A 19,704-nucleotide genomic window follows, 5' to 3' on the forward strand; every position below is an offset into this window, starting at 1 on the left:
ACACCCTCCACGATGGCCCTCAGGGCCGTTCACGGCCCGTTCCGCAGCGCCCGACCCGTTCCCCAGCACCCGACACTCAGGAGCACCATGTCCCGCATCCGTCCGCGTCCTCTGCGCCGCGCCGTCACCACCGTCGCCGCGGCAGCACTCGCCGTCACCGGGCTCGCCGCGTGCTCCGGGCAGAGCAGCGCGTCCGAGACCGACTTCACCGGCCAGAGCCTCAACGTCCTGTTCATCTCCTCGCACGAGGGAGCTGCCAACTGGCTCGCCGAGCACTTCAAGGCGGAGACCGGCGCCACCATCAACCCGGTCATCGTGCCCTACGACCAGATCGGGTCGAAGCTGCTGCTCGACCAGCAGTCCGGAGCCAACACGATCGACGTCGCCGCGCCCTGGTACGTCTCCCTCGGCGACCTCGCTGCCGCCGGCGCCATCAAGGACCTGACGGACTGGACGAACGAGGACGCCGCGCTCGACACGAGCGACTTCATCCCCAACATCTACGACCCCTACAGCCTCGTCGGCTCGAAGCGGTACGGGATCCCCTTCGACGGCGACACCCACGTGCTCTTCTACAACAAGGAGATCCTCGCCGCCTCCGGCATCACCGACCCGCCGAAGACGTGGGACGAGTACACCGCCGACGTCAAGAAGATCACCGCCGACCAGAGCTCGAAGGGCGTCTACGGCGCCGCGGTGCTCGGACAGAAGTCGCCCCTGATCCTCGGGGCGAGCTTCGCGAACCGGCTCGCCGGCTACGGCGGCAGCTTCCTCGACCAGAACGGCAAGCCGACGATCAACTCGGAGGCGGCCGTCCAGGCGGCCCAGGCGCTGCTCGACATCAACTCGGCCGCACTGCCCACCCCGGCCGAGACCGACTTCGGGGCCGCCAACACCGCGTGGTTCGCGGGCAAGGTCGGCTTCACCGAGAGCTGGACCGACCTCGGGCTCAAGTCCGACGACCCCAGCACCGGATCGACCGTCTCCGGCAAGTGGGGCGTCTCGCTCCTGCCCGTCGGGGGCACGAACACGACGCCGCGCGCGTCGCTCGTCGCCGGCTTCACGCTCGTCGAGGCTGCGCACACCACGAAGGACGCGCTCGCCAAGAAGTTCATCGAGTACGCCGCGTCGTCGAAGGTCAACGCGCAGCTGATCACCGCGAAGCCCTTCACGGGCATCGACCCGCAGCGCAAGTCCTCGCTCGACGACCCGACGTACGGCAGCGAGCTCCCCTCGATCCAGGCCGCGAACCAGGCCACGCTCTCGGGTGCTCTCGCCTGGCCGACCGGTGAGCACGCCACCGAGCTCGCTCAGGTGCTCACAGATGAGCTCGCGAAGCTGCTCGCCGGCACCGGCGGCACGCCGAAGCAGACGCTCGACGAGGTGCAGAGCCAGTGGGAGAAGATCCTTGGCGGTTCTTGACGCCGAGCGTGTGGCGGCGCATCCGGCGGAGCACACGGCTGCTCCCCGGGTGCGCCGACGCACGCTGTCGACCCGCGGCTGGCACCGGGTCTTCGTCGCGCCGGCCGTGCTCGCGATCCTCGTGCTGGGGCTCTATCCGCTCGTCTTCACGGTCGCCGCCGCCCTCTCCGTGTCGCAGCTCGGCGCGCCGTTCCAGCGGTGGGTCGGTCTCGCCAACCTCGCCGAGGTGCTGGGGGACGGCGATCAGGTCGCGGCGCTCGTCCGCGTGGTGGTGTTCGCGCTGGTCGTCGCCGCCGTCAGCACGCTCATCGGAACCGCCGTGGCACTCGCCCTGCACCGCGTGGCGGCGGGCGGCCTCATCCGCACCCTGCTGCTGCTCCCGCTGATCCTCGCCCCGGTCGTCGTCGCCGTGCTGTTCAAGCTGATCCTGACGCCGTCGGGTGGGCTGCTGGACACCGTCCTGCGCCTGCTGGGACATCACGGGGCGCCCGTGTCGCTGCTCGCGGATCCCGCCTGGGCGATCGTCGCCGTCGCCGCGGCAGACGTGTGGGAGTGGACGCCGCTGGTGACTCTGCTGGTGCTCGCGGCCCTTCTCGGGCAGGACCGCGGCGTGCTGGAGGCGGCAGAGCTCGACGGGGCACGCGGCTGGGCGCTGCTGCGCAGCATCGTGCTGCCGTCGGTTGCCGGCAGCATCGCCGCGGCCTTCCTCATCCGGCTCGTCCTCGCCTTCAAGGTGTTCGACCTGGTCGCGGTCATGACCGCGGGCGGTCCGGGGACCTCGACGTCGATGCCGTCGTACTTCACCTACCAGGCGGCGCTGCAGCAGTTCGATCTCGGCCGGGCGTCCGCGATCACGCTGCTGCTCGCCGTCGTGGTGACGGTCGTCACGCTGCCCGTCGCCGCACTCACCAGGAGGCTCCATCATGCGGCGGAATAGACCCGTGCTCGCGTGGGTGATCGTCGGGATCGCGCTCCTGTTCACGCTCCTGCCGCTCGCCTGGCTCGTCTCGCTCTCCTTCTCGCGCCAGAGCGACGTGGCCGCGGGGCAGCTGCTTCCCGCGGCACCGAATCCGGAGAACTGGGCCGCGGCGCTCGCCGGCGCGCTGCCGCACGGGGTCGCCAACACGCTCATCGTCTCGTTCAGCGGCGCGCTCATCGCGCTGCTCGTGGGGATACCGGCCGCGTGGGCGATCGTGCGCAGCGGCACGGGAGGACGTGCGCTCGGCGCGACCGTGCTCAGCCCGTGGCTGCTCCCTCCCATCGTGGCCGTGCTCCCGTTGCTGCTGCTCCTGCGTCAGCTCCAGCTGAACAACACGTTGGCGGGGCTCGCGCTCGTCTGCGGGCTCGCCAACGCGCCGGTCGCGATCTGGCTGCTCGAAGGATTCGTGCGCCGCATCCCGGTGGAGCTCGACGAGGCGGCGCAGCTCGACGGAGCGGGACCCGTGCGGGTTCTGCTGCGCATCGTGCTGCCGCTGCTGGCACCCGGAGTCGTGGCCGTCGGGGTGATCGTGGGACTCCTGTGCTCGCAGGATCTCCTGTTCGCGACCTTCCTGACGGTGAGCCCGGACGCGCAGACGGCACCGGTCGTGCTCGCGAACCTCCTCGGCGACAAGGTGCAGGACTTCGGCAAGCTCGCCGCCGCCTCGCTGGTCGCCGCCGTGCCCGTGTTCGTGATCGCCGTGCTGCTGCAGCGGCGGCTGGTCGCCGGGCTCACCTCCGGCGCCCTGCGCTGAGCGTCCCGCGCTCGGTCCTGCTCCTCGTCGTGGCGGAGCTCACTTCCTCTTCGTGAGCTTGGCCTGGATCGTGGACATGACCATCGTGTCCGCGAGGGTCGTGGTGTCACCGACCTCGCGGCCCTCGGCGATGTCGCGCAGGAGGCGGCGCATGATCTTGCCCGAGCGGGTCTTGGGCAGCTCCGTGACGAGGTAGACGTCGCGGGGACGGGCGATCGGCCCGATCTGCTGCCCGACCCACGTGCGCAAGTCGCCCACGAGATTCTCGGGGGAGTGCTCGCGGAGGTAGTTCTCCTTGATGATCACGAACGCGACCACCGCCTGGCACGTGGTTGAAAAAGTATGTGTCAAGATCGGGGTGTTGGGGTCGATCGGTGAGGCGCGACGTTGCCATTGTCGTCGGTCGGCGTGTATCACCGGTGGTCGCGCGAACGGTGACCGGTGGGGCGTTTGAGTGGGGGTTCGTTTGTCGAGAACGACGAAGGCCATGGTGTATTGCCGGATCAGCGATGATCGCGAGGGCGACGAGTTGGGTGTTCAGCGTCAGGAAGAGGACTGTCGCGCGTTGGCGGCGAAAATGGGCCTCGAGGTCGTCGGTGTGAAGATCGACAACGACATTGGCGCGAGCACACGCACGGCGAAAGGGAAGGTCCGCCACGCCTACGCGGACATGATCGCGCGGGCGAGGGCAGGAGAGTTCCAGCACATCATTGCCTACTCGAACTCTCGCATCACGCGACGAGTGCTTGAGCTCGAAGACTTGATCCGTCTGCACGAAGAGACCGAGAAGGTCTTCGGCAAAGGCAAGGGCGTCATCATCCAGACGGTGGTGTCCGGAAACGATGACCTGTCCACCGCTGACGGCAGGATGGTTGCCCGTATCAAAGCGTCCGTGGACACCGCCGAATCGGAACGCATCGCGGAACGCATCAAGCGCACGAACCTCCAAAAGGCCATGGAGGGTCGGCCAGGACTTCAACACCGCCGCCACTTCGGTTTCGAAGCGGACGCTCGCACGCATCGCCCCGACGAGGTTGCGCTGATCCGAGAAGCCGTTGACGATCTGCTCACAGGTGTCTCCATTACGAAGATCCGCCAACGGTGGCAGTCGCAAGGCGTGCTCACGACGGACGGCAAGCCCGACTGGGGATGGACACCGGTACATCGAGTGCTTCTGGGATGGAAGACCGCGGGAGTGCGGAGCCTGAACGGCAAGCCGCTCTACGACGCGGACGGGAACATCATCATGGGGGACTGGGAACCGATTATCTCGCTGGAAGATCGCGAAGCGGCACTCGCGAAACTCAAACAGCGGACTCGTCGCGGTGTCAAAGAAGGGAGATGGCTCCTCTCGAACCTCATGTTCTGCGGGATATGTGAAGGGAAGCTCTACGGGCAGCGAGACGACCGACCCACGCGCAGCACCTACGGCTGTAACAGCGGTAAGACCAACAACCACTTGTCAATCAACGCGCTTCGCGTAGAACAACTCGTCTCCCGCGAAGTCTTCGAGTACGTATTCGCCCGAACCTACCGCGGCTACAACGCGGCACCGGAGCCGGAGCGGGTGTGGCCGAAGGAAGCCGAACTAGCCTCCATCGCGGACCGTATTGACGAACTCATGGCGGCTCACGCGAGCGGGCAGCTTCCCGGTGAAGTCGTGTGGCCGCAGGTCACGAAGCTGAACGATCAACGAGCGGAGCTACGTACTGAGCGCGGTCTGTTTCACAGCGAAGCGCGGGCCGTGCCTGCCTCGCGCGGCGAAGATAGCTGGTTGCGAACGCAAGCGCTCAACAACGAGGGCTCATCCTTCGAAGACCGGCAAGCAGCCATTCGCGCGGAGGTCGAAGCCGTCTGGGTGCAGAAGGCCTCGCGTGGGCGTTACACCGGAGGCCGGTTCGAGGAGGAGTTTCGCAAGCGCGTGAGCATCGTTTGGCGTCAGCCGCATCCCGAAGTCGAGCTACTGAGCGACGAGGAGTGGAAGAGCATCATGGTCAACGCCGGAGACAGCCCCGCGGCCATGAAGCGTCTGTGGGAACTGTTCACGGTGCCCGAAGAGCAAGAGGACTCTACTCCGTAACGCGATATTGGTTCGGCAACCGTTTCTCCTCACGCGATTGAGACAGCCCACGGCGAACGGTCCGTATAAGTAGCCCCTCCCGACAAGGTTCCCGGGAGGGGCTACTTCTTTCTCAACTCGCTGGCCGGACTCGTTAGAGAGGTCTACATCTCAATCGCTAACCATCCCCAGGAGAAACACCATGAGCAACGGAGACCTGTACCTCAAGACAGACGGCAACGACGACCGCTACACCCTCGTGAAGAACGATGTGCCTTTCGACGTGACCGACGAGTGGTTGATCGATGACTGCGCTCTCGTCATCGAAGCAACCGACGAGACCATGACCGTGTGGGGACGCGAGTAAGAGGCGCGACGCCCGCGCTGGCACGGTTCGCGGTGCGCTTCTACAGCGGGTGCAGAAAGTCTCTCGGACTCGTTAGAGACCTCCTTGACGGCGATATACGAGGCCGTACCAGACCAAGGAGAACACACGTGCTCAGCAACATCACACAGAAGAGAGGAGCGACCAACGAGGAAGGCTTCACCCTCATTCAGCTAATCGTCGTAGTCGCCATCGTCGGCATTCTGATCGCCATCGGTATTCCTGCCTATGGGTGGATTGTCAAGGAAACTCGGAGGGCTGCCTATGCGGGAGAGGCCCAGAAGGTGGCTGAGAAGATCATGGTGCGCTTCATTCAGGAGGGCGGAACTGAGGCTGGTGAAAGCTGGGGCGCCACCGCTACCTCCAACCAACAACTCATGGAACGCATCGGCAAAGAGGTAGTACATGACCTGGACCCGGAGTTCGAATCTCGCCCTTGGGACGAGCCTCCGGCGAGCGGCCACTGGGTCAACTTGCAGGGCGTCGGCGTTAACGGTGAATGGCCAGCGTGGGAGCTCGCTCCTCAAATTCAGGTCTATGACCTGGAAGGTGACGTCTTCTACAGTACGGAGGCACCACTCAATACAGAGGTAACTTGGAGTAAGTGCCACACACCTCACGGAACTCCCGTCTGCTGAAGCAGGCGGGAGTTCTTTGCGAGAGCAGCCGCTTCATCAGCGGTGGTTCACTACCCCGAGGGTGGTACTCCGTTCAGCCGGAGCTTCGGCACTCAAAAGAACGCCGGTTATGAGGACGAAGGCTAACAACCACTCCCACACAAGACCACCCGCGGGCCAAACCGGTTCGCGGGTGGTTAGCGTTCGCGTGAACCACGTGACCAGGAGTGGTTTCCGAGTGGTTGTCGTGCTCCGTGAGAGAGCCGGTTATGGTTCCAGCCCATGCCGGTCTTCAAGAAGCTCATCACAGTGGTTTCGGTCGGAGTCCTTGGATTCTTCGCCATCTACGTGGTCTCTACGCCCTTCTTGCGTGAACCACCCACGCCGGTCGTCCACGTGACCATCGAGCCACAACCACCGGTCGAGACCACCGAACCACTTGACCGTGACCACGGCGAAACCGGTGACGAGGCCACTGACGAACCGGTAACCACGACACCGGCTAACCAAACCGGCGAGCGGGTCGGCGAGCAGCTAAACCACCTCTGGCAACAGACCAAGAAGTTCGGAACCGGTCTCTGGTCCGGACTCACCACGAAGGAGCGATGACCAATGGCAACCATGAACCGCGAGCTGTGGGAAGAGTCCGAAGACTGGCGGAAGCTCGTCTCACCTGAGAACCACGCGCGCTTCCTCGAAACGATCGCTGAGAGCAAGCGTGACGGCAAGGAGGTCAAGCGTGTCATCCTCGTTGGGGGCACCCCGATCGTTTACGACGTGAGCGACTGAGGCGCTGGCACACCCGTGGGAGGCGCTGGCTTCGAGTCTCCGCGCCTCCCACGTCGTCATCGACACGACATGTCACCACGGCACCATGGCGCGCAGATCGCGGCCTAGCGATGTGTCACACCGACCCGTGTTTCGAGCAGTCGGTGTACGCGCACACACGACGAAGGGCGGGTCACTACGACCCGCCCTTCACTGATATTCGGTTGTCGAAGGTTGTTGCCCTCGTGAATCGGATTGCTTCTCCGATCAGCCCCCGCCGATGTTCGTGCATCGGCGGGGGTTTCGTCATTCCTGGGTCCACTCGTGCTGACAGACCTTACAGCGGTACGGATCACCGGAGATGAAGCCGCGTGGCTCGATGCTTCCGTTGCTGTACCTCACAATGTGAATCGGAACGCCACACTCTTTGTTCGGGCAATAGCCCACAGCCCGCGGCATGCCGCCGCCGACCCACTGTCTACGGTTCTTCACTCCCATGACAACACCTCCTCGATGCTCACAGCATCGAACGGCTTGAGGGCGTCTTCATCCCAGACGCCTTCCTGAGTCATTCGCGCCACATCTTCGTCCCAGCGAAGACGAGACGCTTTCGCAGCGGCAAGCTCCTCCGCCGTGAAGTCGGAGTCGTCTCCATCCCATTCCTTGTGATTAGTCATCGTGACCTCCTTCGGGTAGTTCTCTAACGCGGCTCGTTAGAAGTTGAGCGGCGGCAGAGCACCGTCGAGCGGCTGCGGCTGGACCGGCTTGTACTGCGACAGGCGAGCACGAATACGAAGTTCCGCTTCGATGGCGTCGAGCATCGCGCGACCCTTCACGCTGTCACCTTGTTCGAGTCGCGCCGCGACGCGCTCACGGGCACGGGCCAGCTTCGCGTCATCGAACTCCTTCACCGCGATCAACTCGTCAACCTGCGAACAAGTAGCGGACGGTGTAGGGAGCGGCTTCGGCTTCGCTGGACGTGCGACCGGCTCCGGCGCGGGAGACTCATCGACCACGATGGACTTCGGGGCAATGGCAACGGGCTTTGCGACCGGTTCCACTCGTCGTGCCGAAGTGGCCTTTGACGCGAGGCCGCGTGTTGCCCTCCACTCGCTGAACTCCGTCGCTTCACCGGCTTCACGAAGGCCCCACTCGCGAAGCATCGTGAGCACGTCGCGTTCCGTGGTGAATGGGAAACGCACATTGGTGATCTCGCCGTCCTCAACTCTGATCCAGCCAATGCCAGCGGTTGCGTAGTCGTTACCGGCGGTCGCGTTGGCGAGTTGCGCCGCGGCGATGGCAACGGGGTGCGTCTCTTCAATGTCGAAGAGAACGGCGGGCCAATACGGCTTCTTCGCTTTCATACAAGCGACCACGACGTTGAGAGAACGCAGACGTTTCAGAATCTCCTCGTCCATCGTTTGCCCAGCAGCGACGACCACGAACCCAAGAGAACGGCCCTCTAGGTAGACCTGCTGTAGCAGGCCGAAGTAGTAGCTAAAGCGCTTACGGGATTGCATTGCGAGGAGCAGAGCGATGAGTTCGTCAATGACGAGAACGCACACAGGGTTGTCCTGTCCCAGGTCCACGCGCATACCCGTCTTCCCGGCACTCAAGTCCTGAGCGCGAGCGATCCGAGCACGTTCCTTCATCTTCGTGTAGAAGAACTCGATCAGGTCCTCCGCTGACTCCTCCGAATCCGCGAACGCCTCGAGGAGACGCGAGTTGCGGTACACCCCGACGTCTTCGTTCTTCGTGTCAACGCCGTACAGCTTCACGGTGCCCTTGCGCACTTCGTGGGCGAGTTGGCGGACGTAAGCGTGAATCACGGAGCCCTTACCGGAACCGCTCATGCCGTAGACGTAGGTCTGGTGGAGGTCCACCGGAAGAACGGCACCGTTGCGATCAACGGCAATGGGAAGCTTCTTCCAGCTTTCGGGCGGGTTATCGTCCAGGACCGACACGTCGAACTTGCGGTTCAGCAGCACGTCAACCGGCTTCACGGTGTGACACACGAACTCGACCGCGAGGTAGTCATCGGTGAGGGCAGCATCCACGGAGTACAGACCCAACTTCGCCTTGAGCATCGGCTTGAGCCTCGTGACATCCTCTTCGGTGCGGTCGCCCAACGGCACGATGACGGAGAAGTGCTCGTCACCGGCATTGTGCGGCTGGCGGTCCTCATCGAGTACGCGCACCGTCAGGTCGGCGGCGGCGGCCTTAAGCTGTGCGCGCACGTCCACGAAGCGGTTCGAACCCTTGTGCTTCTTCCACGCCACCTTCAGCGCTTGCGGCCATGGGCTCAGGAAGAACAGTGGCGCGCGGCGCTTCTCGTCCTCGCCGTACTCGCGGGTGAACTCCGACGCTGGAGCGAGAGCCTGAACCAGCGGAGTGTTTTCGAGGAGAACCACCTTGTGATGGAACACCGCGCGCTCTTCCGGAACCTGCATGAGGCGGGTGGTGACGCTGATGACCTTCGAGGCGAGCAAGCGCCCACCGATCACGACGACGGCGATGACCATAACGGCCACCACGATCCAAACGACGTACTGGTCCATTTCAATCACCTAATTTCCTTCTGAGTTCGAGGTTCGATCCATCACGGTTGTAGATGGGGAGCACGAGGAAGCGGCCACTGTCGAACAGGCCCAGATCCTCGGAACGATCAACGGCGCGCAGCATCTTCTCAATGTCGCGACCGGTCTTGTTGGTCGGCACGAGATAGGCGACGTACCCGAATACGGCGAGGGTGGAAAGCTCCTTTGCGAACGAGCGCAGCAGCGCCACGTACTCGTCCCACGACTTGATGCTCAACTCCACCTCGACCGCGATACTTTCGGAGTCGCGACCGGTGCGCTGTGCCTCGCGATTGACGATGAAGTCACAGGGGTGAGCCTGCTTCTCCTCGCCGTAGTTCCCGATCATCCACAGCACGGGATAGGCGGCGAGCATCTCGTTCCAGGCCAAACGGCCCTCCGCGACCTTCTTCTGAGCAGCGGCAAGCACGCTCTCTCGGAAGGCCGGATAGTCGAGTTCGCGCCCTTCGCCCTTGAGTGCCCTCCAACGATCGGTCGCACGAGCGAAGGCCGAACCGATCTGGTGTTCGGCAACCAACGCGGAGTGATCCACAGGACCGACGTTGAGTGTGTCCTGGAACATGCCAGCCGGAGACGCGAAACGGGCAGCGATACGGCTGATTTGAAGGAAGTGGTCCGAAGGGCTCCAACCCATGTCCGTGAAAGATTTCGGGTGAGCATCGTTCTCGTGAGCGAGCAGGCCAAAGGATCGAGCTACCTCCACGCCGTCCTGTGTCGCGCCCCACACGGTCTTGCCACGCTTGTCATTCTTGGTTCCCACGTACCCCTTGGCACGAAGGCGCTCAAGACGCTTCGTCACCGCACGCTCACTCAGGAGAGTCGGAGTGGCGGTCGCGGCGTTCATCGGAAGTACCTTCGCGTAGGCGAGTTCAGCGAGGTCTTCGGCGTAAGCCACTCGGAACTTTGCGAGGTGTGCGAGGAACAGAGCGTCGAGTTCAGTCGGCTTGAAGCGAGGACTTCCGGTCTTCTTGCGTCCGAGAGAGTCATAACCCTCCTTGCCGATGTTCTCCGGCTTTACGACCGGACCACCCAGACGGTGCGGCTTCTTCTTCGGCGCGGGCACGGTCAAGGACGGTGCGGCGACTACACGCGGTTGCTCCCGAACGACCTTGACGGGTGCTTCCGGCTTCACCGGAGCGGCCACATCGGGACGGGTCGGTAGGCGCAGCCCCGTGAACCTTCCGGTGCTTCCGACGGGTTCGGATACTTCCTCGTCTTCGAGCATCGGGTTGACTACTTCGGTGGTCACCTCGTCGTCGTCATCGAGCATCGGGTTGATGGCTGTATCGAGCATGTTGTTCCTCCTCGAAGGATGGGCCTCGATGAAGAGGCCATAGCGATTGAGGAGAGGAATATCGACATGCACGGGCACTCAGCCTGACTCAGCTGGTACGTGAGGTGGGGTACTCAGCTTGACTCAGCCGCGGGCTGTGGGTCTGTACGTGCTGAGTCGAGGAGACGCGCGTAATCCCGCACTTCGCAATAAGAAACCGGATATACGTGGATGGTTGCGAGTGGGCCGGCTTCGCCGGAGCTTCGCTGACCAGAACCCCTGGACTCCTAAAACAGCCTCCAGGCCTGACAAGGACTTCTAGAAACCGCCGAAAGCTCCCTGCAATAACCCTTGCGCCAAGGACGGGGTTTGGGTAGTCGCCCAACGGCGTTCTCAGGGGGTCGCCCTGAGTGCCGAACCAACGTCGCAGCGTTGGATGATACTTCGAACAATTTCGAAGAGCTTCCACAACTCACCGTTAAGTGGAGTACACCCTTCGTCCAAGCCATGACGATGTGCAACCGATGGCCGCAAACGACAGAGAAGTTCGTTTACTGATGATCCGTTCGTAAGGGAGCGGGGAGTGGCTTCCCCGGACCCCTGCCCCAGTTTTCCTCTGGACCCCTGGCCGAATCGTGTGAACACTCATCGGCTTGATGACGGAAGACGCGCCTTCGATGCATGTCCAAGCTGATGGTCAAGCTCAACGCGGCGGTGTGCGACACGTACTCAGGTCGATGCACGTGGTTGCAGCCACCGGCGGGTACGTCGTCAGCCCAACAACTGGTTCTTGAGTTCTGCGAGTAGGTCCGTGACACGTTGCACATCGACCCGATAGCGCGGAGCGCGGCCTCGTCGGGAACCCAGTGGATGATCTACGTCTGTGTGAACGACCCCGACAGACTCGAGAAGCCGCAGGTCGCGGGTGAGCGAGCTCACAGGAGCCTCAGTCGCTTCGCGAATCTCGCCGTAGTAGCTGTTCGGATTCTTGACCATGTACTGGATCAGGCCGCGAGTCGCGGCGCGTGTCATGACGGTAATGGCATCGGCAGGTACAGACGGCGCAGGCATGGGCGCTCCTTCCAGGTCATCGAACCCGTGCACTCACGGAGCCTTGACGGTACGTCTGGTGAGCCTACGAGGTGACGAACTTTTGCGACACAAGCAGTAGATCGGTGTCTCGTCTCCTAGCCGACGTGTGTCAGAGGTACTTCTCCGTGGCGAGCACGAACTCGCCCGCGATGGTGATCGCTGCACGCACCGTCGCGAGACACCCATCGCGGCCGCGATATGCGCCTGCTTCCACCCTGCGGCAGCACGCTCAACAATCAACAGCCGGCCCCGAGGAGTCAGCGGAGCATTACGGTGGGGCACGAGAACCTCCGGTTCGTGAAGACGTCAGATATCTCCACTCAGCCGGAGGTTTTCCTCATCCACAAGACCCGAACCAGCCACCAACCTCCTGACCCGGTACATCTAGACGCTTGACGGACTTGCCGAGTTTGTACGGGGCTTCCGGTAGCTTCGACTCATGTCATCGCCTACGCCGGGAGTCCTCAGCGCCATCGACTTCGGACGCTTCGACGCCGAACAGGACGCCAACCTCCTTGACTACTTCATCGACGTCGGCACTGCCTCGGACGCCTTGCTCGGGAAGTATCTGGTCATCGGACGTAAGGGGTCCGGTAAGACTGCACTGTTTAAGCATGTCGCGGCCTCGGCGACGGGGACAGTGGTTGAGATGGACCTCGAGGACTACGTGTTCCAGGCTCACAAACGGCTGCTCGATCAGGCGGTAAGCCCCGCGTTCGCCTACGCCGCGTCTTGGCGGTTCGCCATCGCAATTTCAATGTTCGTCGAGGCGAGTCACACGATGAAATGGAGGTTGCGTTGGCGTGGCAAGCGCATACTTCGTCAAATCGGCGCTGGTCCAAACAGGGGACCCCTCGCGGCTCTTTTCGGGTGGTTAAGTCGCGTGCGAAAGGTCGCGCTGCCGTCTGTCCCCGGCATAGCGGAGCTCGGAGGCTTCGAGATAGCCGACGTAGAAGAGACGTTCCTCGAGAAGTCAACTCTCACGCTGCTAGACCAGCTTGAGGACGTGTTGGCGGCTCACGTCAAGCGAACTCCCGTAACCGCGCTAGTCGACCGACTGGATGATGCGTGGGACGGTACCGAGGAGTCTCTTCGGCTTATCGGCGGTGCGGTGCGAGCGGCACGGCACTTCGCGGGAAAGTTGAAACAAGAAGGACCGGCACCTGTCATCGTGTTCCTTCGCACTGATCTGTGGGAAAAGATCGCGTTCAACGACAAAAACAAGTTCGCCCAAGATGCTGTGTATCTCGATTGGCCGAACGAGGAGCTTGAGCGTGTGATCGACCGCCGCATTCACAAAACGGCGGGGGTGCCGGAAGGCGAGGGATGGGCGTCGGTCTTCACGACTGAACGTATGAGGTCCGGGACTACTGCCCTGAAATACATGACGAAACGGGTGCTGGGAAGGCCCCGTGACATTGTGGCTTTCTCGACCTTCGCTCTTGACGTCGCTGTTTCCAACGGGCACACCACCATCGACGGTCAGGACATTGTACGACGCTGAGGTCAGATACAGCAAGCACATCGTTGACGAGCTACGGGATGAGCTCGGGGACCACGTTCCCAGCATGGTCGCCGTAGTCAACGCGCTGAAGGCGCTCGGTCGTAGGACGTTCACGCTCAGTACTTGGAAAACCGCGGCAATGAGCGCGGGTATCGAAGCCGAGAATGTGGACGCTGTGCTTGAGCAGCTGTTTGAAGCATCGGTTGTGGGAGTGTTGCGTACAGGCGGCGGCGGCGGAGGGTCGCGAACTGTTTACCGCTATCAGGACCGTTTTCTGAGAGCAACTGAAACGGGGCAACTACAGGTCCATCCCGCCTTCACTAAGGAGCTTGGTCTTACAGACGCTTGAGTTACTTCAATCGGCTTCGGTGGCGATGACGAAAAACTCAGGGATGACCGCTTCGATCTTGCCTTCGAGAGTCCTAAGTACAGTTTCAGGCCAGTCGTAGTAGCCGGTGACGTAGCTGAGGGCGTTGTAGAAGGCCGCAAGCGCTGCACGAACGTCGTTCTCGACCGACCTGATTGTGACCTGGACGTTCGCCACGTTGTGACCTGTCTCCTCGTCCTTGGTCCACACGCGCATTTCTCTCACTGTGTAGAGGGTCGGGTGCGTGAGGTTCGAGAGCAGCCCGTACAATCCGGAGGCCACCGTTGCGTTGATGGTGCCGCCGAAGGAGCGTGTCAGCTCGTACATCCACTCGACCGCCTCCCCGAGGCTCGGTAGCTTCTGTCCATGAAGCCGCCACTTGTCGAGCTCCTCGGGAGTCGAGTCAGGGAAACGGGCGGAAATGTCAGCCTTGACCTTTTTATACGCGGCCGCTGTGCGAGTGTGGCTGGGATGACTCTTGCCGCGCAGACGGCCCGCGTTCATCTTGGCTTGCTCGGCGCTCTTCAGTTCTTCCAGGTAGGCGCGCGCGAGCCGCGCGCCCGGATCATCCTCACGATCATCCCCCACGACCCAAACTGCGTGCGCGCAGTTCTCGATCACGGCGCGTAGGAGTAGTGAAGGAGTCACGACCACCTCCGCGGCACGCAGTAACGCGGCCCAGCTTCCTAGATGCGCCGCGGAGTTGAAGAGGAAGATCTGGATGGCCTCTGTGATGAGGCGATGGCCGGTTTCGCCTGTTGGGTTATCGATTGCCGGATCAGGCGACGGCAGGGCCGCAGCCGCGTCAGCAGCGCCCGACCCTCCTACCGGCTCCCAGTGGAACTCGTTGGCGGTTTCGTGGAAGGCGTCGCGGCACGCAATGAGGGTCTGCGCCAGCTCTTCGAGGCGGTCACTGGACGTGGACGGTACGGCCTGCCAGTAGGTCATCGTTGAGCCTTCCCCGGTGTGGCGTCGGACGCTTCGCAATGGATGAAGCGTGACGACGGCGGAGGTTCAAAGATACCGGCGCCGTTCGTGCCACGCTGTCACCATGACACGGTGGCTGTGGCAACGGAACGCGGAGGGTACGGCGCGGTTCACCCTCGCCACCCTCGGGAACAATCCGTTGGTGTGCGTCGGCATAAATCCGAGTACGGCGGTTCCGGACGATCTTGACCGGACGGTGAACCGTGTCACCGGCTTCGCATCGAGCAACGGTTTCGACAGTTGGACGTTGCTCAACGTGTACCCCCAGATCGCTGCCGACCCTGAGAACATCGAATTTCAGCTTGACCCCGCGCTCAAGGCCGAGAACGAACGTCACGTGGCCGCGGTCCTCGAGGGGCGGCGTTCGACGGTGCTGGCGGCGTGGGGTGACACCATCGACTCTCGCGACTTCTTGAAACCGGTGCTGGCGGATCTACTCACGGTGATGGCGGCCCACGATTGCGTGTGGGTCAATCTCGGGACGTTGACGAAGCGCGGTCATCCGCGTCATCCCCTCTACGTGGCGGGTTCCACACCGTTGGTACCGTTCGACGTGGACGCCTATATGGTCGCGAGGGGACTGACGTAATGACGTGGCCGATCGGTTCTGTGACGGGTGCTCATCAAGTCCATGGTGCGTTCGCGCATAGAGTCGAAATGTAGGCGATGTCGGTCGGGGGGAGAGCCGCGTGTGCTCAGTTTGCAAAAGGGTTGAGGCAGTCGTGCAGGAGGCGAAGGACCTGCACGCTTGTAGGGAATGCGAGGAGCGAGCGGGATTCGACGACTTCTACGGGCCCGCGAACGGTTGCGTACACGAGGGACCCGACTACTCGGAGTCAAAGGAGTTCTTTGCTTACCTGGCTGACAAGGACCTGCCGCACTTCCATCTCTTTGGCAACTCTTCACACCCTTTTGCTTCGGACCACCGTGAGTGTCCGCACCGTTACGACGCCGATGACTGGCGTCGCGAGCTGTCTGAGGCTGAGGAGCGGCAGGGTTGCGAGGTCGGACTCCTGTACTACGACTGTCCCGAGTGCGAGCAGGCTGCAAGTCAAGTCATTGAGTCGCTTGAACTCTCGGAAGAGGCAAAAGAGCGGGCGGAACAGGCGCGAACCGCAAGGATCTGCCGGTGTGATGGGTGCGAACGCGCAAAAGCCGCCTTACCCGCAGGTCTGAAAGCCGGCCACGTGGAGATTATCGAACAGGTCCGTGCGTCCGCGGCCCCGCTGTTCCACTCAGTAAATGAACTGACTGGCTGGATGCTGGGTATGGCGCCGCTGGAGCAGAGTCAATGTCCTCACGAGTGGGCTCAGGATGACTGGGCGGCATTGGCGGAGGGCGATTTGTGGGACTTGGTGCGTTGCGATGGCTGCGCCCCTCGCTTCGCCACCGCGCTCAGCGCACACGTGGCCAGTGACCACCCATGATGACGCCGAACAGCTGATGTGTTGCGCCGGGGCGGGCGCTCGCGGAGGTGTGTTCGAATCGATGCTCTGCACCTCGATAGGATCTGGCTGGCTCTAAGTGGGTCCATTACGGGGGAAATTTATGAAGCGCGTTACAACGGTCGTTGCGGTGCTGAGCCTAACGGCTCTCCTTCTCGCGGGTTGCACCGGCACCGACGAGCCTGACGGGTCGCCGCAGGAACTGGAAAGTCTGCTCAACAATGTCGTTGAACCGACCTGGGCCGTCGACGCCGCACCAATCGGCTCGAGCTTCGTGGTGACTGTCGATGACACGGTTCTCGCCTACGTGAAGACGCCGGAGCATGCCGTCACCCTCGCTGCGTACAACTCCGCCGACGGCACTGAACGATGGACTCGCGCCGCTAGCATCAACAACCGCGTCAACGGCAGCCTTTTCCCCATGATCCTCGGTGAGAAGTCTCAACCGATCATCGCTGTCGTCGGGGAGCCCGTCGCTCAGAGCAACGACACCTGGGCGCCGGCACTGGCGCTGATCGACCCGAAGTCTGGAGCCGTCAAAGCGTCAGCTTCAGAAATGTGGGTGAGCAGCATTTGGGACTGCGGCCTGAAGGATGGCGTGTGCTTCTGGGGCAACACCCCCGGGGTAAGCGATGATGCTCGATATCAGCTGACCTTAAACGGGGGAGTGCAGCCGTACACGAGTGCCGTAGCCGGATACTCGCGTTCCCGAGACCTCGGCGCGGGGGTCTGGGGTGTCGCCGACGAAGCGGGGGAGGAGTTTGTCCTCCGCATCGTTGACGGTAAAGAGGCCTGGAAAATCCCCGCGATCGAGGTAGTGGGCGGTGACGGAAAAGTTGTTGACTCGCTTGGCGGCTGGTATGCGAGGGAAGAGCAGGGCGCCCTCGTCTACAACTCGACCGGCGTCACCATGCCCGACACGTTCAAAGCTACCGCCGCGGAGGAAACTGCAGGCTTCATCGAACTTGCAACGGGCAAGGTTCGTTGGACCAAGGCCGGATTTGTGTCGTGCGGTGGTGACGTCGATTCACCCATTCTCTGCAACGGGGAATGGTCGTTGGCGCGGGACACAGCAGGCGGAGCCATCGGACTGTCGACTGGGGACGTCACGATGACCGGGGTTGATTCAGTCACCGGAGAGACAAGATGGCAGACGGACTTCAAAAACTTGTCTGGTCTTGGCAATGCCTCGCAGGCGGGCACCGTTCGACCCTTCGCGACGTATTGGCCGCTGCGAAATGACGACGAACTCGTCGTTCTCGACTGGAACTCCGGCGCGCTGACGCCACTGAGTGGCAGTGCAGCCGTCGCCTGCACCGTTCCGGCTCAAGCCACGTTCTCAGAGTTCTCAATCCCGACGAGGAAGACCCTCACCGAGGTGACAGGCGCGACTATCGAAGCGTGCACGGCAAGCGGGTCCACCTCTGATCCGGCGAGCTTCACGCGGGCTGTCGTTGAGGGGGCAGGATCGACAGTCCTCATGGATGGTGAGTGGAAGACCGGCGCTGAGGCTCCTCTCAACGTTGTTCAGACCGAGACTGCCATCCTCGGTTACGTGCGCTGAGGCTCATCCTGAAGAGCCTGCCCGCACTTTCCGGGCAGGCTCTTCTCTCTAAGCACCCGGCGATCTGCCCATCAGTGGTGACGTTAGCCTCGATGATTCGGCCGACCATCGCCGCCACCGTGCTGATGAAGCGCGGTTTGCGCTTCTGCAATGTCGGTGGTGGCGCTTAGCGTCTGCGTAAAGGTTTCTAGTGCGGAGATATTGCAATGGGCGAAACCCTGCTTGTGGATGAGAACGAACTCGCTGTCCTGCTGACCGATGTGCTTGACCGTCAAGCCGCCCTGAGCGACGCCTTCGACCGAATCCAGAAGCCAAACTCTCAGCCGCGTTCCGTGATGGCTTGCGACAACCTGGCCTCCGCGCCCATGCAGCTCGAACACTTCGTGAGTTATTGCCTGCTTCAAGCCGTTGACCTCGGGCGGGCTATGAGGTCGATGCTTCGCGGTGACGATGGCTCGCTCCAGGTCCCCATCATGGCGTTCTATCCCCTTGTGCGAGCGCAGATCGAAAGCGCCAGTATGGCTATCTGGGTGATGGTTCCGAGAGACCGGAGGAGCCGGATACTGCGACGGCTTCAGGCAGCACACGACGAATTGACTCACGAGCGAGCCCTCACGAAGAGCGGTCTGAAAGGCAGGTCGCAGTCTGAGGCGAACGATCTGCTGCGCAAAGAGGCTCTGAGGCAGAAGAGGCACAAGGGATACCTGCGCGCAATCGCGACCGCGAACGGCATCGCCCCCGACGACTACGAGAACGCGTTGCCTCCGTGGGAGGCCATCGTGCGGGAGGCTGGCGAATCCATCGACCTGCACAATGACGCCTTGGTCGTGGTGTGGCGCTTGGCAAGCGGCTTCACCCATCCATCGTTCCGACGTGGCGCGTCTGTTCTCGAATTCACCCACCCCGACACCGAAGGCGACGTCCTCTCGGGTGTGCTGTCGTCGCGCACTGATTGGACCATCAGCCTGATAGGTATTGCAGGACGCGCCTCCGGAAGAGCCCTGGAGCGTTGGCGTGACCTCAAGTTGCAGGTCAACGGGGAACGACCGGTTCCGGTACCGCTTGTTCCAAAGCGTTAGGTAAGCGGAGCGGCGCGTTAGAGAGGTCTAAGTCACCTGCTCGAAGGAACCGCTATGACCACCGCCACCACCACCGCCACCCGCTCCGCGCTCAGTGTGCGACACGTCTTCGCTCTCCTCTTCACCGCAGTTCTGGCACTTGTTCGAGGGGTGTCGGCTTCCCTGAAGGGATTGCTGTGGGTCGGCGTTGTGATGGTCGTTGGCGGCGTTGGCGGAATGGTGTTCGGATACGAAGTCACCCCGGTGGTCACGAACTCCATGGAGCCGGTCATTGTGACCGGTAACTACGTGGTGACTCGCCCTTACGTGGAAGGCGACCTGAGCGAAGGCACGATCCTCAGCTACCGTCATGAGCGCGGCGACCGAGTAATCAGTGTCACCCACCGCGTCATCGCCGTAAAGAACGGCCAAGCAACGATGAAGGGCGACCGCAATGAAGCAGCCGATGAGTTCACCATCGGAGCCGAAGATGTGCTCGGTGTGGTGGCTGTCAACCTCGATGGCGCAGCGGTTCGCTTCTCACTGGGCGCGTTTCTGGCCGCCGCGGTTTTAGTCGGCATGCTCTCGCCCGTGAAGCGCTTCCTCGCGTGGTCAGCGAAGCGACTTGGCTGAGGGGTAGTGGTCAGTCTCGACCGCATCGTGTCAGGCCTGTGACACGTCCTCGCAGCGAGGGAGCGAGGCGTTCACTGCATCACACACGTCACCCACAAGCAGTCGATGAACGGTCACCCCGTCATTTATCTTCGCGGCTCGTTAGAAACACTCCTGTAGCTCGATATTCGATAACGCGGCAATGGTCGCTAATCTCAAGG

20 protein-coding genes and 2 pseudogenes are annotated in these 19,704 nt (G+C 62.4%); 15 read left to right on the plus strand and 7 right to left on the minus strand.

Annotated elements, in window-relative coordinates; genetic code table 11:
- Positions 1 to 87 precede the first annotated feature (87 nt).
- From QE381_RS15230 to QE381_RS15240, 3 genes are read left to right on the plus strand one after another with little or no spacing between them, the layout of a single operon-like run.
- Positions 88 to 1,422 carry an ABC transporter substrate-binding protein gene (locus QE381_RS15230; RefSeq protein WP_307219493.1) on the plus strand — a complete coding sequence of 445 codons (1,335 nt, stop codon included), beginning with the start codon at positions 88 to 90 and terminating at the stop codon, positions 1,420 to 1,422.
- Positions 1,409 to 2,359, plus strand: coding sequence for a carbohydrate ABC transporter permease (locus QE381_RS15235; protein ID WP_307219494.1), 951 nt, complete (start codon positions 1,409 to 1,411; stop codon positions 2,357 to 2,359). Before QE381_RS15230 ends, QE381_RS15235 begins: the two co-directional genes overlap by 14 nt.
- Positions 2,346 to 3,155 carry a carbohydrate ABC transporter permease gene (locus QE381_RS15240; protein WP_307219497.1) on the plus strand — a complete coding sequence of 270 codons (810 nt, stop codon included), beginning with the start codon at positions 2,346 to 2,348 and terminating at the stop codon, positions 3,153 to 3,155. Before QE381_RS15235 ends, QE381_RS15240 begins: the two co-directional genes overlap by 14 nt.
- Before the next feature lie 39 nt (positions 3,156 to 3,194).
- Here the strand turns inward: QE381_RS15240 and QE381_RS15245 are convergent.
- Positions 3,195 to 3,488 (minus strand): annotated as a pseudogene (locus tag QE381_RS15245) (acetyl-coenzyme A synthetase); the annotation flags it as partial.
- A gap of 154 nt (positions 3,489 to 3,642) precedes the next feature.
- On the opposite strand from QE381_RS15245, the gene QE381_RS15250 reads away from it, so the two are divergent.
- From QE381_RS15250 to QE381_RS15270, 5 genes are all read left to right on the plus strand, one after another.
- The gene (locus QE381_RS15250) at positions 3,643 to 5,235 is read left to right on the plus strand and encodes a recombinase family protein (RefSeq protein ID WP_307219499.1); all 1,593 of its coding nucleotides are present in this window, start codon (positions 3,643 to 3,645) and stop codon (positions 5,233 to 5,235) included.
- A 181-nt stretch (positions 5,236 to 5,416) separates the two neighbouring features.
- On the plus strand, positions 5,417 to 5,581 hold the full coding sequence (locus tag QE381_RS15255) for a hypothetical protein (protein WP_307219501.1): 165 nt from the start codon (positions 5,417 to 5,419) through the stop codon (positions 5,579 to 5,581).
- Positions 5,582 to 5,709: 128 nt separating this feature from the next.
- Positions 5,710 to 6,237: a type IV pilin protein gene (locus QE381_RS15260; protein ID WP_307219503.1), complete on the plus strand. Its 528-nt coding sequence runs from the start codon at positions 5,710 to 5,712 to the stop codon at positions 6,235 to 6,237.
- Positions 6,238 to 6,498: 261 nt separating this feature from the next.
- Entirely contained in the window at positions 6,499 to 6,825 is a 327-nt protein-coding gene (locus QE381_RS15265; protein ID WP_307219505.1) for a hypothetical protein, read from the plus strand.
- A 3-nt stretch (positions 6,826 to 6,828) separates the two neighbouring features.
- Entirely contained in the window at positions 6,829 to 7,005 is a 177-nt protein-coding gene (locus QE381_RS15270; RefSeq protein ID WP_307219507.1) for a hypothetical protein, read from the plus strand.
- Positions 7,006 to 7,472: 467 nt separating this feature from the next.
- Here the strand turns inward: QE381_RS15270 and QE381_RS15275 are convergent, their stop codons facing one another.
- From QE381_RS15275 to QE381_RS15295, 5 genes and pseudogenes are all read right to left on the minus strand, one after another.
- Entirely contained in the window at positions 7,473 to 7,661 is a 189-nt protein-coding gene (locus QE381_RS15275; RefSeq protein ID WP_307219509.1) for a hypothetical protein, read from the minus strand.
- A 36-nt stretch (positions 7,662 to 7,697) separates the two neighbouring features.
- Positions 7,698 to 9,551 carry a hypothetical protein gene (locus QE381_RS15280; protein ID WP_307219511.1) on the minus strand — a complete coding sequence of 618 codons (1,854 nt, stop codon included), beginning with the start codon at positions 9,549 to 9,551 and terminating at the stop codon, positions 7,698 to 7,700.
- On the minus strand, positions 9,544 to 10,875 hold the full coding sequence (locus QE381_RS15285; protein WP_307219512.1) for a hypothetical protein: 1,332 nt from the start codon (positions 10,873 to 10,875) through the stop codon (positions 9,544 to 9,546). The genes QE381_RS15280 and QE381_RS15285 overlap by 8 nt, the downstream gene beginning before the upstream one ends.
- 750 nt (positions 10,876 to 11,625) lie before the next feature.
- Positions 11,626 to 11,925, minus strand: a complete 300-nt coding sequence (locus QE381_RS15290) for a hypothetical protein (RefSeq protein ID WP_307219515.1) — start codon at positions 11,923 to 11,925, stop codon at positions 11,626 to 11,628.
- Positions 11,926 to 12,090: 165 nt separating this feature from the next.
- Positions 12,091 to 12,228 (minus strand): annotated as a pseudogene (locus QE381_RS15295) (helix-turn-helix domain-containing protein); the annotation flags it as partial.
- Positions 12,229 to 12,385: 157 nt separating this feature from the next.
- Here QE381_RS15295 and QE381_RS15300 point away from each other — a divergent pair.
- Together QE381_RS15300 and QE381_RS15305 are read left to right on the plus strand one after the other, a co-directional pair.
- The gene (locus QE381_RS15300) at positions 12,386 to 13,450 is read left to right on the plus strand and encodes a P-loop ATPase, Sll1717 family (RefSeq protein WP_307219516.1); all 1,065 of its coding nucleotides are present in this window, start codon (positions 12,386 to 12,388) and stop codon (positions 13,448 to 13,450) included.
- Positions 13,437 to 13,799: a hypothetical protein gene (locus QE381_RS15305; RefSeq protein WP_307219517.1), complete on the plus strand. Its 363-nt coding sequence runs from the start codon at positions 13,437 to 13,439 to the stop codon at positions 13,797 to 13,799. Before QE381_RS15300 ends, QE381_RS15305 begins: the two co-directional genes overlap by 14 nt.
- Positions 13,800 to 13,805: 6 nt before the next feature.
- Here the strand turns inward: QE381_RS15305 and QE381_RS15310 are convergent, their stop codons facing one another.
- The gene (locus tag QE381_RS15310) at positions 13,806 to 14,765 is read right to left on the minus strand and encodes a hypothetical protein (protein ID WP_154922845.1); all 960 of its coding nucleotides are present in this window, start codon (positions 14,763 to 14,765) and stop codon (positions 13,806 to 13,808) included.
- A 103-nt stretch (positions 14,766 to 14,868) separates the two neighbouring features.
- Between QE381_RS15310 and QE381_RS15315 the strand changes: the two genes are divergently transcribed.
- The 5 genes from QE381_RS15315 to QE381_RS15335 all read left to right on the plus strand — a co-directional run bounded on the left by QE381_RS15315 (position 14,869) and on the right by QE381_RS15335 (position 19,504).
- Positions 14,869 to 15,393, plus strand: coding sequence for a DUF1643 domain-containing protein (locus QE381_RS15315; protein WP_307219521.1), 525 nt, complete (start codon positions 14,869 to 14,871; stop codon positions 15,391 to 15,393).
- A 133-nt stretch (positions 15,394 to 15,526) separates the two neighbouring features.
- Positions 15,527 to 16,231: a hypothetical protein gene (locus tag QE381_RS15320; protein WP_307219523.1), complete on the plus strand. Its 705-nt coding sequence runs from the start codon at positions 15,527 to 15,529 to the stop codon at positions 16,229 to 16,231.
- A gap of 121 nt (positions 16,232 to 16,352) precedes the next feature.
- On the plus strand, positions 16,353 to 17,813 hold the full coding sequence (locus QE381_RS15325) for a hypothetical protein (protein WP_307219525.1): 1,461 nt from the start codon (positions 16,353 to 16,355) through the stop codon (positions 17,811 to 17,813).
- A 206-nt stretch (positions 17,814 to 18,019) separates the two neighbouring features.
- Positions 18,020 to 18,892: a hypothetical protein gene (locus QE381_RS15330; RefSeq protein ID WP_307219526.1), complete on the plus strand. Its 873-nt coding sequence runs from the start codon at positions 18,020 to 18,022 to the stop codon at positions 18,890 to 18,892.
- A 54-nt stretch (positions 18,893 to 18,946) separates the two neighbouring features.
- Positions 18,947 to 19,504 (plus strand): S26 family signal peptidase, encoded by a 558-nt coding sequence (locus QE381_RS15335; RefSeq protein WP_307219528.1) that lies wholly within the window; start codon positions 18,947 to 18,949, stop codon positions 19,502 to 19,504.
- The last annotated feature ends 200 nt before the right edge of the window (positions 19,505 to 19,704 follow it).

The sequence above is a fragment of the Microbacterium sp. SORGH_AS_0888 genome (genome assembly GCF_030818905.1).
GTDB lineage: Bacteria > Actinomycetota > Actinomycetes > Actinomycetales > Microbacteriaceae > Microbacterium.

Coding starts and splice junctions, on each gene's coding strand:
- QE381_RS15230 (WP_307219493.1), top strand. CDS start 88: ATGTCCCGCATCCGTCCGCGTCCTCTGCGCCGCGCCGTCACCACCGTC.
- QE381_RS15240 (WP_307219497.1), top strand. CDS start 2,346: ATGCGGCGGAATAGACCCGTGCTCGCGTGGGTGATCGTCGGGATCGCG.
- QE381_RS15250 (WP_307219499.1), top strand. CDS start 3,643: ATGGTGTATTGCCGGATCAGCGATGATCGCGAGGGCGACGAGTTGGGT.
- QE381_RS15255 (WP_307219501.1), top strand. CDS start 5,417: ATGAGCAACGGAGACCTGTACCTCAAGACAGACGGCAACGACGACCGC.
- QE381_RS15265 (WP_307219505.1), top strand. CDS start 6,499: ATGCCGGTCTTCAAGAAGCTCATCACAGTGGTTTCGGTCGGAGTCCTT.
- QE381_RS15270 (WP_307219507.1), top strand. CDS start 6,829: ATGGCAACCATGAACCGCGAGCTGTGGGAAGAGTCCGAAGACTGGCGG.
- QE381_RS15275 (WP_307219509.1), bottom strand. CDS start 7,661: ATGACTAATCACAAGGAATGGGATGGAGACGACTCCGACTTCACGGCG.
- QE381_RS15285 (WP_307219512.1), bottom strand. CDS start 10,875: ATGCTCGATACAGCCATCAACCCGATGCTCGATGACGACGACGAGGTG.
- QE381_RS15290 (WP_307219515.1), bottom strand. CDS start 11,925: ATGCCTGCGCCGTCTGTACCTGCCGATGCCATTACCGTCATGACACGC.
- QE381_RS15300 (WP_307219516.1), top strand. CDS start 12,386: ATGTCATCGCCTACGCCGGGAGTCCTCAGCGCCATCGACTTCGGACGC.
- QE381_RS15310 (WP_154922845.1), bottom strand. CDS start 14,765: ATGACCTACTGGCAGGCCGTACCGTCCACGTCCAGTGACCGCCTCGAA.
- QE381_RS15315 (WP_307219521.1), top strand. CDS start 14,869: ATGACACGGTGGCTGTGGCAACGGAACGCGGAGGGTACGGCGCGGTTC.
- QE381_RS15325 (WP_307219525.1), top strand. CDS start 16,353: ATGAAGCGCGTTACAACGGTCGTTGCGGTGCTGAGCCTAACGGCTCTC.
- QE381_RS15330 (WP_307219526.1), top strand. CDS start 18,020: ATGGGCGAAACCCTGCTTGTGGATGAGAACGAACTCGCTGTCCTGCTG.
- QE381_RS15335 (WP_307219528.1), top strand. CDS start 18,947: ATGACCACCGCCACCACCACCGCCACCCGCTCCGCGCTCAGTGTGCGA.